The organism is Halopseudomonas maritima, from assembly GCF_021545785.1.
Taxonomy (GTDB): domain Bacteria; phylum Pseudomonadota; class Gammaproteobacteria; order Pseudomonadales; family Pseudomonadaceae; genus Halopseudomonas; species Halopseudomonas maritima.
The window spans coordinates 381,185-394,185 of record NZ_CP079801.1 but is presented as its reverse complement, the minus strand read 5'-3'; the positions used below and the strand labels follow the sequence as shown (position 1 = coordinate 394,185).

The window sequence follows — 13,001 nt, the reverse complement described above, 5'->3', positions numbered from 1 at the left end:
GGCCCTATCTGCTAACATCGACTCCCTTTGAAACGGCGCAGGCAATGACTCGAATCAAGATATGCGGCATCACTCGTGAGCAGGATGCGCTCGCTGCAGCGGCTGCGGGTGCCGATGCCATTGGTTTGGTGTTTTACGCGCCGAGCCCCCGCGCCGTCGACGCCCGCCAGGCTGCCCGCATAGTCGCTGCCCTGCCGCCATTTGTGACCACCGTTGGCCTGTTTGTTGACGCTGAGCCCGACGCGGTGCGTGCGGTGCTGGCTGAGGTGCCGCTAGATGTGTTGCAGTTTCACGGCGAGGAGAGTGACGACTACTGTCGTCAGTTCGGCCGTCCTTATCTGAAGGCGGTGCGGGTACGCAGCGCTGACCAACTGCAGGATGTGGCTGCCCAGTGGCCTGGTGCCAGTGGTATTTTGCTCGACAGCTACAAGCCGGGCGTGCCGGGTGGCACTGGTGAAGTATTTGACTGGCGCCTGGTGCCGCGCGAGCGCGACTGGAATCTGGTACTGGCCGGCGGCCTGACGGCTGCCAACGTGCGTCAGGCGATTGATGAAATGCAGCCCTGGGCGGTAGACGTCAGCGGTGGCGTTGAGGCGGCCAAGGGCATCAAGGATCTGGAAAAAATTAACGCGTTTGTTCAAGAGGTGAAGCGTGTCTGAGTCCAACCCCATCGATTTTTCCGCAGTGCCTGATGCGCGCGGGCATTTTGGCCCCTACGGCGGTCGCTTTGTGTCCGAGACGCTGATGGACGCGCTGGATGAGCTGGAGCGTCTGTACCGCAAGCTCTCTGATGACCCGGCTTTTCAGGCTGAGTTTGACCGGGATCTGGCTTTCTACGTTGGCCGTCCATCGCCGCTGTATCTGGCCGAGCGGCTGACGCAAAAAGTGGGTGGCGCGCAGATCTACCTGAAGCGCGAAGATCTCAACCACACCGGCGCGCACAAGGTGAACAACACCATTGGTCAGGCGCTCTTGGCCAAGCATATGGGCAAGCCGCGCGTGATCGCCGAGACCGGTGCCGGACAGCACGGCGTGGCAACGGCGACGGTCGCTGCGCGTCTGGGCCTGAAGTGCCAGGTTTACATGGGCGCCGAGGATGTTCGCCGTCAGGCGCTGAACGTGTACCGCATGAAGCTGCTGGGTGCCGAAGTCATTCCGGTCACCTCTGGCTCGCGTACGCTCAAAGATGCGATGAATGAGGCCATGCGCGACTGGGTCACCAACATCGACGATACCTTCTACATCATCGGCACCGTCGCAGGCCCGCATCCTTACCCTGAGCTGGTACGTGACTTTCAGTGCGTCATCGGCCGCGAAGCGCGCGAGCAGTGTCTGGCCCAGGCCGGCCGCTTGCCTGATGCGCTGGTCGCCTGCGTCGGTGGTGGTTCCAACGCCATCGGTCTGTTCCACCCATTCCTGAATGATGCAGGCGTACGCATGTACGGGGTTGAGGCGGGTGGCCACGGCATCGCTACTGGCGAGCATGCGGCGCCGTTGAGCGCTGGGCAGCCGGGTGTGCTGCACGGCAACCGCACCTATCTGATGTCCGATGAAGCCGGTCAGATCATCGAAACCCACTCGGTATCGGCCGGGCTTGATTACCCGGGCGTGGGCCCTGAGCACAGCTGGCTCAAGGATATCGGTCGGGTTGAATACGTGGATGCCACAGACGATGAGGCATTGCACGCGTTCCGCGAGCTGACCCGCGTCGAAGGCATCATGCCGGCGCTGGAGTCCAGTCACGCAATTGCTTATGGCATGAAGCTGGCTGCCAGCATGAGCCCTGAGCAGATTGTCGTGATCAACCTGTCCGGTCGCGGCGACAAGGACATTCACACCGTCGCCGGCATCGACGGCATCAGCATCTAGTCGAGTTGTTATCCATGAGCCGAATTCAAGCCCGTTTTTCCGCCCTGCAGGCCGCTGGCCGCAAGGCGCTGATCCCTTACATTACTGCCGGTGATCCTGCCCCGGCGGTTACCCTGCCACTGATGCATGACCTGGTCGCCGCCGGCGCCGACGTTATTGAGCTGGGCATCCCGTTCTCCGATCCGATGGCAGATGGTCCGGTCATCCAGTTGGCGATGGAGCGCGCCCTGGCCCATGAGGTCAGCCTGCGGCAGGTGTTGGAGATGGTTGCCGAGTTTCGCCAGCGTGATAACGAAACGCCGGTTGTACTCATGGGCTATCTCAACCCGGTCGAGCGCATGGGCTATGATGAATTTGCCCGTGAGGCGGCCGAGGCGGGTGTTGACGGTGTGCTGACCGTCGACCTGCCGCCGGAGGAGGCGGCTGAGGTAGTGCCGCTGTTCAAGGCACGAGGGCTGGATACGATTTTCCTGTTGGCGCCAACGACCACGGCCGAGCGCGCGCGCTCGATTTGTCAGCAGGCCAGCGGCTATGTCTATTATGTTTCTCTGAAAGGTGTGACCGGATCCAGTGCTTTGGACGTCACCGATGTAGCAAACAAATTGGACATGCTGCGTACGGTAACCGACTTGCCGATTGGCGTTGGTTTCGGCATCCGCGATGGCGCTTCAGCCGCAGCGGTTGCCGAGGTGGCCGATGGCGTGGTGGTCGGGTCTGTGCTGGTCAATCAGATTGCGGCCAATGCCGACAATCCAGACGCAGCGCGCAAGGCGATTTCGGCGATCATCGCCGATATGCGCGGCGCTATGGACCGCTGAACAACGTCCGCTGCCCGCAGGCAGCGTTGACTGAGCTGACAACAAAGAAGGAAAGGCGATGAGCAACTGGTTGGTGGACAAACTGATTCCCTCCATTGTGCGCTCCGAAGCACAGAAAAGCAGCGTACCCGAAGGGCTCTGGCGCAAGTGCCCGTCCTGTGATGCGGTGCTGTATCGGCCGGAGCTGGAGAAAAATCTGGATGTCTGCCCCAAGTGCAGCCATCACCTGCGTATTGGTGCGCGTCGCCGCCTGGATATCTTCCTCGACGCCGAGGGTCGCCAGGAAATCGGCGCCGAACTAGAGCCGGTTGACCGTCTGAAGTTCCGCGACAGCAAGAAATACAAGGACCGTCTGACCGCTGCGCAGAAGGAAACCGGTGAGAAAGACGCCTTGGTCGTGATGCAGGGTGCACTCAAAGGATCGCCGATCGTAGCCAGTGCGTTTGAGTTCAGCTTCATGGGCGGCTCGATGGGCAGTGTCGTCGGTGCACGTTTTGTGCGTGGCGCCGAGATTGCCTTGAAAGAGCGCATCCCTTATGTCTGCTTTTCTGCCTCCGGCGGCGCGCGCATGCAGGAAGCGCTGTTCTCGTTGATGCAGATGGCCAAGACCAGCGCCGCACTGGCCCGCCTGCGTGAAGAGGGTATTCCCTTTATCTCCGTTATGACCGACCCGGTCTATGGCGGCGTTTCTGCCAGTCTGGCGATGTTGGGTGACCTGAATGTCGCTGAACCCAATGCGCTGATCGGTTTTGCCGGCCCGCGCGTGATCGAACAGACGGTACGTGAGAAACTGCCGCCCGGGTTCCAGCGCAGTGAGTTCCTGCTGGAGCACGGCGCGCTCGATATGATTGTATCGCGCAGCGAGATGCGAGATCGTCTGGCTGGCATTCTGGCCATGTTGACCGGCGCCCCGGCACCGGCCAAGGAAGACAGTGCGGAGGCTGACGAGGCCTGACATGAGTGCACGCAGTCTGGCCGATTGGCTGGTTCGGCTGGAGGGGCTGCACCCCAGCGAAATCGATATGGGGCTGGAACGGGTACGCGTGGTTGCCGAGCGACTTGGCGTACTCGCGCCAGCCCCGCTGGTTTTTACGGTAACAGGTACCAACGGCAAGGGCTCAACCTGCGCCGCGCTGGACTCGCTGCTGCGCCATGCCGGCCTGCGCACTGGCTGCTATACCTCACCTCATCTGGTGCATTACAACGAACGCGTTCGCCTGGATGGCCAGTTGGCCGACGACGAAGACTTGTGCGCAGCCTTTGCTGCCATTGACGCGGCGCGCGGCGATATTTCCCTGACCTATTTCGAGTTTGGCACCCTGGCGGCGCTCTGGCTGTTCAAGCGCGCCGGGCTTGATGCCGTGGTGCTTGAAGTGGGGCTGGGCGGCCGGCTGGACGCGGTGAACGTTGTGGATGCCAGTGTCGCCGTAGTTACGAGTATCGGCATTGATCATCAGGAGTACCTTGGCAGCACTCGCGAGTCGGTAGCGGCCGAGAAGGCGGGTATTCTGCGAGCGGGCCGCCCGGTGATCAGCGGCGAACGGGCGTTGCCGGAGACCTTTGTGCAGGTGGTCGAGCGCCTCGGTTGCCCGCTGGTGCAGCGCGAACGTGATTTCAGACTTGATGTGCTTGCCGACGGCCAATGGCGTCTTACCGGGCAGGGCGGGTTAGGGGCGTCTCGCGCGCTCGGTTTGCCGCCGGTGCGCCTGCCGCGCGACAACCTTGCTGTCGCTCTGCAGGCGTTCTGGGCAGCCGGGCTGGATATGTCCGATCAGGCCTTGGGTGAGGCGTTGGCGGCTGCCTCGGCCACCGGCCGCCTGGAGTCACGCTCACTTGACTGGCAAGGTGCGCAGCGTGAGCTGGTGCTGGATGTGGGGCACAACCCGCACGCGGCCGCATTTCTGTCCGAGTCCCTTCGCCAGCAAGGTGCGCGCCGGCGGGTGGCGGTATTCGGCCTGCTGGCAGACAAGGATCTGGAAGGTGTGCTGGCTCCGCTGCTTGATCTGTTTGACGGCTGGTTTGTTGCCCCCTTGCCAAGTCCGCGTAGCCGCTCGGCTGCTGAGCTGCAGCGGGTACTTGAGCAGCAGGGCGCTACCGTCAAGACTGCGCCCTCGGTCGCTGCTGCGCTTGAGCAGGCGCTGATCGACACCTCTGCCGATACTGAAATTGTCATTTTCGGGTCGTTTTTCTGCGTCGCCGACGCCATACTCTGGCTATCGTAATTAGCCGGGGTATCGCGGGATGGATGAACGCCTGAAACAGCGCATCATTGGTGCTGTCGTATTGATTGTTGCCGCCGTGGTTTTCCTGCCGATGTTGCTGTCGGGGCAGGATGAAACCGTGCAGGTTGAGGTAGAGGTGCCTGAGGCGCCGCTGCTAGACCGTGAGCCTATTGCCCCGGTGCAGCCCGCCGAGCTGCCGCCGGCCCCGACGGTAGCCGAACTGCCGCAGACGCTGGAGCCGGCCCCGCAGGTGTCCGCGCCGCAAACCGCTGCCGTGGCACCCGCCCCGGCCCCGGTCGTCGAGCCGGAACCGGTAGCTGAGCCTGAGCCGGCTGCGCCCGCGCCGGCCACGCCACCTGCTGCCGGCGACTGGGTGATTCAGCTGGGTAGCTTTTCCAGCGCGGCCAACGCCGAAGGGTTGAGCCAGACCCTGCGTACCCAGGGCTATAATGCCTATACCCACGCTGCCACGGTGCAAGGCAAATCCATTACCCGAGTGTATGTTGGCCCGCTGGCGACCCGGGAGGCGGCCAATCGGCTGCGCGACGAGCTAGAGCGCAAGCGCGGTAGCAAAGGGCTGGTAGTGGCGTATGACGCGGAAAGCGGGCGCGGCTAAGCCTGGAGGCGGCGGTCAGGCAGGCAAATAGGTAACAGGCGCTGGTGTTTGCCTGTTTCGATGGCGCGGACAGCTCTGTTAGAATGTCGGCCTTTGTTGAGCAGGGTATTTCATCGTGTCTTTGACCTGGGTTGACTGGGCAATCGTCGCCATCATTGTGGTTTCCGCCCTGATTAGTCTGACCAGAGGTTTCGTCAAGGAAGCCCTGTCGCTGCTGACCTGGGTGATCGCCGGCCTGGTAGCCTGGCTGTTTGGCGGTGCGCTGGCCGAGCTGTTTGTTCCTTACATCGAAACGCCGTCGCTGCGCGTCATTGCCGCCTGTTCCATCTTATTTGTCATGACACTGTTGCTCGGCGGGCTGATCAACTACCTGATCGGTCAGTTGGTAAAAGTGACCGGGTTGAGCGGCACCGACCGTTTTCTCGGCATGGTTTTCGGCGCCGCACGTGGCGCGTTGCTGGTGGTGGTGGCGGTGGGCTTGCTGAGTCTGGCGCCAGTCGAAGCTGACATCTGGTGGCGCGAGTCCGTCGTCATTCCGCATTTTCTGCTGGTCGCGGACTGGTCGAAAAACCTCATTCTGCAAATGGCGGGACGCTGATCCGGGTGTCCCGGACGGCACCGCCTCCTAATCAAGAAGGTACTCAGGCATGTGTGGCATTGTTGGCATAGTGGGCAAGTCGAACGTCAATCAGGCGCTCTATGATGCCTTGACCGTCCTGCAGCATCGCGGCCAGGACGCCGCCGGCATTGTAACCTGCGAGCATGGTCGGCTGTTTCTACGCAAGGACAACGGCCTGGTCCGGGACGTCTTCCAGCAGCGCCACATGCAGCGCCTGGTTGGCAACATGGGGATTGGCCATGTGCGTTATCCCACCGCGGGCAGCTCCAGTTCCGCCGAGGCGCAGCCGTTCTACGTCAATTCGCCCTACGGCATTACCCTGGCGCACAACGGTAACCTGACTAACGTTGAGCGCCTGTCTCGCGAGATCTACGAGTCGGATCTGCGTCACGTCAACACCACCTCGGACTCCGAGGTGCTGCTTAACGTCTTTGCCCACGAGCTGGCGGTACGCAACAAACTGCAGCCGACCGAAGAGGATGTATTCGCTGCAGTCAGCCAGGTGCACCGTCGCTGTGTCGGCGGCTACGCCTCTGTAGCCATGATCACCGGGTACGGTATCGTCGGCTTCCGTGATCCGCACGGCATTCGTCCGATCGTCTTCGGGCAACGTCATACCGATCAGGGCGTTGAGTACATGATCGCCTCTGAAAGCGTGTCGCTGGACGTGCTTGGCTTTACCCTGATCCGCGATCTGGCGCCCGGCGAGGCGGTGTATATCACCGAAGACGGCCAGCTGTTCACCCGCCAGTGTGCGGAGAACCCGCAGTACTCGCCGTGCATCTTTGAGCATGTCTATCTGGCGCGTCCGGACTCTCTGATGGACGGCGTCTCGGTCTACAAGGCACGTCTGCGCATGGGCGAGAAGCTGGCTGAAAAGATTCAGCGTGAGCGTCCCGAGCATGACATTGACGTGGTGATCCCGATTCCCGATACCAGCCGCACCTCGGCGCTGGAGCTGGCCAACCAGTTGGGTGTTAAGTTCCGCGAGGGGTTCGTCAAGAACCGCTACATCGGCCGCACCTTCATCATGCCGGGGCAGGCCGCGCGCAAAAAGTCGGTGCGTCAGAAGCTCAATGCGATTGATCTGGAGTTTCGCGGCAAGAACGTGATGCTGGTGGATGATTCCATCGTGCGCGGCACCACCTGCAAGCAGATCATTCAGATGGCACGTGAAGCCGGTGCGAAGAAGGTCTACTTCTGTTCGGCGGCACCTGCGGTGCGTTATCCCAACGTCTACGGCATCGACATGCCAAGCGCCCACGAGCTGATTGCCCATGGGCGTACCACCGAAGAAGTCGCTGAGCTGATTGGCGCAGACTGGCTGTTGTATCAGGATCTGGATGACCTGAAAGAGGCCGTGGGTGGTGGCAAGATCAAGATCGACGCCTTTGACTGCGCAGTGTTTGACGGCCAGTACGTCACGGGCGACGTTAATGAGCAGTATCTGGACCGCATCGAGCAGGCGCGCAACGATGCCGCCAAGTCGACGGTAGAGCGCGTGAGCGCCATCATCGACCTGCACAACAATTGAGAGCGGCGGCGCGGGCCGCTGCACACAGAGGTTTTTAGATGAGTGATCAATGGCAGCCCGGCCGCCTGGACAGTGACCTGGACGGTGCCGGCTTCGACACCCTGGCCGTGCGTGCCGGCCAGCGGCGCACCCCTGAAGCGGAGCATGGCGAGGCCCTGTTTCTGACATCCAGCTACGTTTTTCGTAGTGCCAGCGACGCCGCTGCCTGCTTTGCGGGTGAAGCAGAGGGTAATGTTTACTCGCGCTACATGAATCCGACTGTACGCACCTTCGAAGAGCGCATGGCGCAGCTTGAGGGCGGCGAACAGGCGGTAGCAACAGCCTCGGGCATGGCGGCCATCATGGCGACTGTCATGAGCCTGTGCTCGGCAGGGGATCATATTCTGGTCTCGCGCGCCGTATTTGGTGCGACCGTCAGTCTGTTCGACAAGTACTTCAAGCGTTTTGGCATAGAAGTGGACTATGTGCCGCTTTCTGATCTGGATGCCTGGCGCGCCGCCTTCAAGCCCAACACCCGCATGCTGTTTATCGAGTCGCCGTCCAACCCGTTGGCCGAGCTGGCGGACATTTGCGCGCTGGGCGCGCTGGCGCGCGAGCAGGGTGCACTGCTGGTGGTCGACAACTGCTTCTGTACGCCTGCGCTGCAAAAGCCCCTGCAGCTGGGGGCGGATGTTGTGGTGCATTCGGCAACCAAGTACATCGACGGGCAGGGACGCTGCCTCGGTGGTGTAGTGGTTGGGCGCCGTGAGCATATGCAGGAGCTGGTTGGCTTTCTGCGGACAGCGGGTCCAACCCTGAGCCCCTTCAATGCTTGGGTCTTTCTCAAGGGGCTGGAAACCCTGCGCCTGCGTATGCGTGCGCATTGCGAGGCGGCCCAGCAAATCGCCGAGTGGCTGGAGCAGCGGCCTGAGGTGGAGCACGTTTATTACAGCGGCTTGCCGTCACACCCCCAGCATGCGCTGGCCAAGGCGCAGCAATCGGCGTTCGGCGCGGTCGTCAGCTTCGAAGTGAAGGGCGGTCGCGATGCAGCCTGGCGCTTTATTGATGCCACTCGCCTGGTGTCGATCACGGCAAACCTGGGCGATGCCAAGACCACCATTACCCATCCAGCCACCACAACCCACGGGCGGCTGACGCCTGAGGCGCGTGCGGCGGCGGGCATTCGTGACGGGTTGATTCGTCTGGCTATCGGGCTGGAGGAGGTCGATGACCTGAAGGCTGATTTGCAGCGGGGGTTTGACGCTCAAGGGTAATCTGCAAGGCAAGCTGCGAGTCAGGTCACACCAAGGCCGCAGGGCGTATCGCTCTGCGGTCTTTTTTATTCTAGTTTTCGGAGGCCGCAGGGATAGTGGCTGAAGTCTGTTCCTTCAGTGCGGCATTAATCAACCACATGGAGGAAGTGAAGATGCGACAACTGCTGACTGCAATGACGCTGGCCATGAGCTGTCTGCTGGTTTCGCCAGCCTGGGCGCAAGAGGGGGCAGGCCCAACCGTCAACATCAATACGGCCAGTGCGGCTGAGCTGGCCGAGGTGCTGCAAGGCGTAGGTGAGGCCAAGGCCGAAGCTATCGTCGCCTATCGCGATGAGCATGGCGCCTTTGGCTCGGTAGAGTCACTGGCGGCGGTAAAGGGGATCGGCGCCAGCACCCTGAGTAACAACGCAGAACGCATTGTGCTCGAATAGGCGGGTAGCTGCATCGGGCTGCGTGCGCCGCCCGATGCGCTTTAAAGAAGCACTGATTAATTTCGCTTCCTCAACTGCGCAGGCGGCTGACTGCCTCGGTCAACTGGTGCGCCAGGCGAGCCAGCTGCTCGCTGGTTGCTGCGCTGGAGACGGTTTGCTCTACGGTGCGCTCGGTGACGTCACGAATCTCTACCACACTTTGGGTAATGGCATCGGCGACCTGGCTTTGCTGCTCGACCGCCGAGGCGATCTCGCTGTTGCCCTCGCTGATCTGGCTGACCGCAGCGGCAATTTCTTGCAGTGATTCGCCGGCATCGGCCACCTGTTCAACTGATGCATGTGTCAGGCCGGCGCTGGCCTGCATGTCTTCAACCGCCACTTCAGTGCCATTTTGCAACGCCTCGATCATTCGTTGAATGTCATCGGTCGAGCTTTGTACCCGTTGCGCCAGTGCGCGCACCTCGTCTGCGACCACCGCGAACCCACGGCCCGACTCGCCCGCTCGGGCGGCTTCGATGGCGGCATTCAAGGCCAGCAGGTTGGTCTGCTCGGCGATTTCCCTAATCACGCGTACTACGCCGCTGATTTCCTGGCTGTGGCTCGACAGCTGATGCATGTGTTCGGTGCAGCGGTCGATACTGGTGACAAGACCTGTAATGGTCTGGCGTACTTGCAGCACCTGATCACGTCCGCGGGTGGCCAGGCTGTTGGCCTGGGTGGACTGGTCGCGTGACAGCGCGGTGCTGCCGGCGATGTCCTGCACGGTGGCGCTCATTTCGTTAACGGCTGCAGCCACCTGGTCGGTTTCTCCCTGTTGGGAGACCATGCCATCGCGTACCTGGCTCATCAGGCCGGCCAGCGCCATCGCGCCCTGATCCAGCTCCAGCGCGGCCTGGCGTACAGAGGATACTACCTGCTGCTGAGCCTGCTGCATGGCGTTGAAGGCTCGCGCCATGGAGCCGACTTCGTCCTGTGAGTCAGACTGCGCGCGCAGGGTCAGATCGCCACTGTTCTGCACCGCAATCATCACATCCCGCAGTGCCAGAATGTGCCGGGTGATAAAGGTGATAAGAAGTTGCGACACCAGCAGCACCAGCAGCATCAGCACCAATACCGTTGCGGCGTACAGGGGAGCTCTGGCCAGCAGCAAGTGCGTGAAATCCTGGCGCTCTACCGCCAGGGCTTTGCCGTCACCTGCCAGCCACGCGCCGGTATAGCGCTCTGCCTGGGCGCCGAGCTGACTGGCGTCCAGCCAGCGAGTGCTGCCGGTTTGTCCGCCCGGGGCGGTGATCCACTCTATGCCCTCGGTCTGGGCCTGGGTGCTCGGGCTGGCCGCGATGGCCTGAGCCAACTGTTGCCGTTGCTGTTCGATGCTGCGCTGCTCAACCCCGAGAGCAACCAGGACCAAGGCCAGTGTAGCGACAAAAGCGACACCGTTGACTGCCCAAAACTTGTATTTCAGTGGCAGGTTTTGAAGAAAACGCATGCATACTCCAGAGCACGATGGGAACGGAAGCGGTCGGCAGACTGGCCCCATTGAGGCGCCAGTATCCGTTGTCTTTGTGTTATATCGGTTGATTGCGGTCAAACTTGAAGCGCTCTGTCAGGCGCGGCAGAGCGGTAGTTGATCAGTTATACTGCGCGCAGTTTACAAATAAGGTCACCCATGACTACGCCGTTGGCAAAACCCCTGATGATTGATAGCGACGCCGAACTGGCTCGTTGCTGTGCGCACTGGCAAACCCTGCCGTTTGTTGCGGTTGATACTGAGTTTGTTCGCACTGAAACATTCTATCCGATTGCCGGCCTGATTCAGGTCGGAGATGGTGAGCGCGCCTTTCTGATTGACCCGTTGGCAATCGGTGATTGGACACCCCTGGTTACGTTGCTGCAAGACCCGACAGTAGTAAAGGTGCTGCACGCCTGCAGCGAAGATCTGGAAGTGTTTTCCCGCCTGTGCGGCGCGCTGCCGGCCCCGTTGTTTGATACTCAGTTGGCCGCCGCGTTTCTGGGTATGGACTTTTCAATGGGGTATTCCCGGTTGGTCAGCGAATTGCTGCGTATTGACCTGCCCAAGGATGAAACCCGCTCCGATTGGCTGCAACGCCCGTTGAGCTCCGCGCAAATTGAGTACGCCGCCCGCGATGCTCAGCACCTGGCCGAGCTCTACCAGATCATGGCACCACGGCTGGACGCTGCCGGGCTGACGGACTGGCTGTTGGCCGACACCGCCGAGCAGGTTGCGGCCAGCACGCAGGTGACTGAGCCTGAGCTGGCCTATCAGCAGGTCAAACAGGCGTGGCGTCTGGAGCCTGCCGATTTGGCGATTGTTCAGGTGCTTGCGGCCTGGCGCGAGCGCGAAGCCCGTGCGCGGGACGTAGCGCGCAACCGTCTGCTGCGCGAACGCACGCTTTGCCCGTTGGCGCAGCGTCGTCCGGATACGACCCAGGCGTTGTCGCGCATTGAGGACATGCACCCGCGTACGGTCCGGCAAGAGGGCGAGAGGCTGTTGCAATTGATCCGTGAAGGGCAAAACGTGGCGCCGGCCGATTATCCGGCGCGGTTGCCCGAGCCCTTGCCCGCGGCCGCCAATCGACTGCTGAAGCGGCTGAGAAAGGTAGGACAACTCGAAGCTGAGCGCCGGGGCATCGCCCCTGAGATCATGTTGCGCAAGAAGGTGCTGGAAGCGATGGTGCGCACTGGCTACCCGGACGGCCCCTATCGGCTTCCTGACGAGTTGACCGGGTGGCGGCGTGAGCTACTGGGAGAGGCATTGTTGAATGCTGCCAATAATGTTGTGGAGGTAACAGAATGACGCTGCCTTGCTCGGTCTATCGCAGCTGCAAACGCCAGGGCATGTATCTGTACGTGTTGCGGGACCAGGTGTTGGATGAGCTGCCGGAGGGGCTGCGCCACTACATCGGCAGGCTGGAACATGCGCTGGACCTGGAACTGGGGCCCGAGCGCAAGCTGGCCCAGGAGGATGTTCTCAAGGTGCTGGAAAACCTGCAGTCTCAAGGGTTCCACGTGCAGATGCCGCCGCAGCAGGAAGACTATATTCAGCACCTGCCCGAGGAGCTGTTGACCCGCAACGACCCACTGTAAGGCGGGTTGGACACAAAAAAGCCGTCGTTAAACGACGGCTTTTTTGTGTCCTGCGCGGAAGGAGCTACCACTCGCGACGCATATTTTCGACCGAGATCTGTTCGTTCAGGGTCCAGTAGTCATAGAGCACGCCGACCAGCAGCAGGCCGCCGGTGAAGAAGTAGATGATGGCGGTGATCCATTTGCCCATGTATAGGCGGTGGGCGCCAAAGATGCCGAGAAAGGTCAGCAGGATCCAGCTCAGATTGAAATTGATTCGCCCGGTGCGGAAGCGGCGGTCAGCGGCGCGATCCATGCTCGGAATCAGAAACAGATCGATGATCCAGCCGATGAAGAACAGCCCCAGAGTGAAAAACCACAGGGTGCCCGTCCAGGGTTTGCCGTAATAGAAGCGGTGTGCACCCATGAATCCGAAAATCCAGAGAAGGTAGCCGATAGCCTTGCTGTGGGAGTCCGAATACGCCATTAGAGTGCCTCTTTGCATTGGGTGGTTGTGTAATACTGGTCATAGACCATAAATGATTTCTGGAGTGC

General features: G+C 61.3%; 14 protein-coding genes. 12 read left to right on the top strand and 2 right to left on the bottom strand.

Annotated features, from left to right (window positions below; translation table 11 throughout):
• Window positions 1-44: 44 nt before the first annotated feature.
• The 10 genes from HV822_RS01750 to HV822_RS01705 all read left to right on the top strand — a co-directional run bounded on the left by HV822_RS01750 (window position 45) and on the right by HV822_RS01705 (window position 9,362).
• Window positions 45-659 (top strand): phosphoribosylanthranilate isomerase, encoded by a 615-nt coding sequence (locus HV822_RS01750; RefSeq protein WP_238871949.1) that lies wholly within the window; start codon window positions 45-47, stop codon window positions 657-659.
• A complete protein-coding gene (gene trpB, locus HV822_RS01745) occupies window positions 652-1,869 on the top strand; it encodes a tryptophan synthase subunit beta (RefSeq protein ID WP_238871948.1) in 1,218 nt (405 codons plus the stop codon). Before HV822_RS01750 ends, trpB begins: the two co-directional genes overlap by 8 nt.
• A gap of 14 nt (window positions 1,870-1,883) precedes the next feature.
• Window positions 1,884-2,687, top strand: a complete 804-nt coding sequence (gene trpA, locus HV822_RS01740) for a tryptophan synthase subunit alpha (RefSeq protein ID WP_238871947.1) — start codon at window positions 1,884-1,886, stop codon at window positions 2,685-2,687.
• 58 nt (window positions 2,688-2,745) lie between these two features.
• Window positions 2,746-3,642, top strand: a complete 897-nt coding sequence (gene accD, locus HV822_RS01735; RefSeq protein WP_238871946.1) for an acetyl-CoA carboxylase, carboxyltransferase subunit beta — start codon at window positions 2,746-2,748, stop codon at window positions 3,640-3,642.
• Between the two features lies 1 nt (window position 3,643).
• A complete protein-coding gene (gene folC, locus HV822_RS01730) occupies window positions 3,644-4,909 on the top strand; it encodes a bifunctional tetrahydrofolate synthase/dihydrofolate synthase (protein ID WP_238871945.1) in 1,266 nt (421 codons plus the stop codon).
• Window positions 4,910-4,928: 19 nt separating this feature from the next.
• Window positions 4,929-5,525, top strand: a complete 597-nt coding sequence (locus tag HV822_RS01725; protein ID WP_238871944.1) for an SPOR domain-containing protein — start codon at window positions 4,929-4,931, stop codon at window positions 5,523-5,525.
• Window positions 5,526-5,640: 115 nt separating this feature from the next.
• Entirely contained in the window at window positions 5,641-6,123 is a 483-nt protein-coding gene (locus HV822_RS01720; protein WP_238871943.1) for a CvpA family protein, read from the top strand.
• 49 nt (window positions 6,124-6,172) lie between these two features.
• The gene (gene purF / locus HV822_RS01715) at window positions 6,173-7,678 is read left to right on the top strand and encodes an amidophosphoribosyltransferase (RefSeq protein ID WP_238871942.1); all 1,506 of its coding nucleotides are present in this window, start codon (window positions 6,173-6,175) and stop codon (window positions 7,676-7,678) included.
• A gap of 38 nt (window positions 7,679-7,716) precedes the next feature.
• A complete protein-coding gene (locus HV822_RS01710; protein ID WP_238871941.1) occupies window positions 7,717-8,931 on the top strand; it encodes an O-succinylhomoserine sulfhydrylase in 1,215 nt (404 codons plus the stop codon).
• 152 nt (window positions 8,932-9,083) lie between these two features.
• Window positions 9,084-9,362 carry a ComEA family DNA-binding protein gene (locus tag HV822_RS01705; RefSeq protein ID WP_238871940.1) on the top strand — a complete coding sequence of 93 codons (279 nt, stop codon included), beginning with the start codon at window positions 9,084-9,086 and terminating at the stop codon, window positions 9,360-9,362.
• Between the two features lie 70 nt (window positions 9,363-9,432).
• Here the strand turns inward: HV822_RS01705 and HV822_RS01700 are convergent, their stop codons facing one another.
• A complete protein-coding gene (locus HV822_RS01700; protein WP_238871939.1) occupies window positions 9,433-10,848 on the bottom strand; it encodes a methyl-accepting chemotaxis protein in 1,416 nt (471 codons plus the stop codon).
• A 180-nt stretch (window positions 10,849-11,028) separates the two neighbouring features.
• Here HV822_RS01700 and rnd point away from each other — a divergent pair, with 180 nt between their 5' ends.
• Together rnd and HV822_RS01690 are read left to right on the top strand one after the other, a co-directional pair.
• Entirely contained in the window at window positions 11,029-12,177 is a 1,149-nt protein-coding gene (gene rnd / locus HV822_RS01695) for a ribonuclease D (protein WP_238871938.1), read from the top strand.
• Entirely contained in the window at window positions 12,174-12,467 is a 294-nt protein-coding gene (locus tag HV822_RS01690; protein ID WP_238871937.1) for a YcgL domain-containing protein, read from the top strand. Before rnd ends, HV822_RS01690 begins: the two co-directional genes overlap by 4 nt.
• 64 nt (window positions 12,468-12,531) lie before the next feature.
• Here HV822_RS01690 and HV822_RS01685 read toward each other — a convergent pair whose 3' ends face one another.
• A complete protein-coding gene (locus tag HV822_RS01685) occupies window positions 12,532-12,933 on the bottom strand; it encodes an NINE protein (RefSeq protein WP_238871936.1) in 402 nt (133 codons plus the stop codon).
• Window positions 12,934-13,001: the final 68 nt, after the last annotated feature.

Coding starts and splice junctions, on each gene's coding strand:
- purF (WP_238871942.1), top strand. CDS start 6,173: ATGTGTGGCATTGTTGGCATAGTGGGCAAGTCGAACGTCAATCAGGCG.
- HV822_RS01685 (WP_238871936.1), bottom strand. CDS start 12,933: ATGGCGTATTCGGACTCCCACAGCAAGGCTATCGGCTACCTTCTCTGG.
- rnd (WP_238871938.1), top strand. CDS start 11,029: ATGACTACGCCGTTGGCAAAACCCCTGATGATTGATAGCGACGCCGAA.
- accD (WP_238871946.1), top strand. CDS start 2,746: ATGAGCAACTGGTTGGTGGACAAACTGATTCCCTCCATTGTGCGCTCC.
- HV822_RS01725 (WP_238871944.1), top strand. CDS start 4,929: ATGGATGAACGCCTGAAACAGCGCATCATTGGTGCTGTCGTATTGATT.
- HV822_RS01700 (WP_238871939.1), bottom strand. CDS start 10,848: ATGCGTTTTCTTCAAAACCTGCCACTGAAATACAAGTTTTGGGCAGTC.
- HV822_RS01750 (WP_238871949.1), top strand. CDS start 45: ATGACTCGAATCAAGATATGCGGCATCACTCGTGAGCAGGATGCGCTC.
- trpA (WP_238871947.1), top strand. CDS start 1,884: ATGAGCCGAATTCAAGCCCGTTTTTCCGCCCTGCAGGCCGCTGGCCGC.
- folC (WP_238871945.1), top strand. CDS start 3,644: ATGAGTGCACGCAGTCTGGCCGATTGGCTGGTTCGGCTGGAGGGGCTG.
- HV822_RS01710 (WP_238871941.1), top strand. CDS start 7,717: ATGAGTGATCAATGGCAGCCCGGCCGCCTGGACAGTGACCTGGACGGT.
- HV822_RS01690 (WP_238871937.1), top strand. CDS start 12,174: ATGACGCTGCCTTGCTCGGTCTATCGCAGCTGCAAACGCCAGGGCATG.
- HV822_RS01705 (WP_238871940.1), top strand. CDS start 9,084: ATGCGACAACTGCTGACTGCAATGACGCTGGCCATGAGCTGTCTGCTG.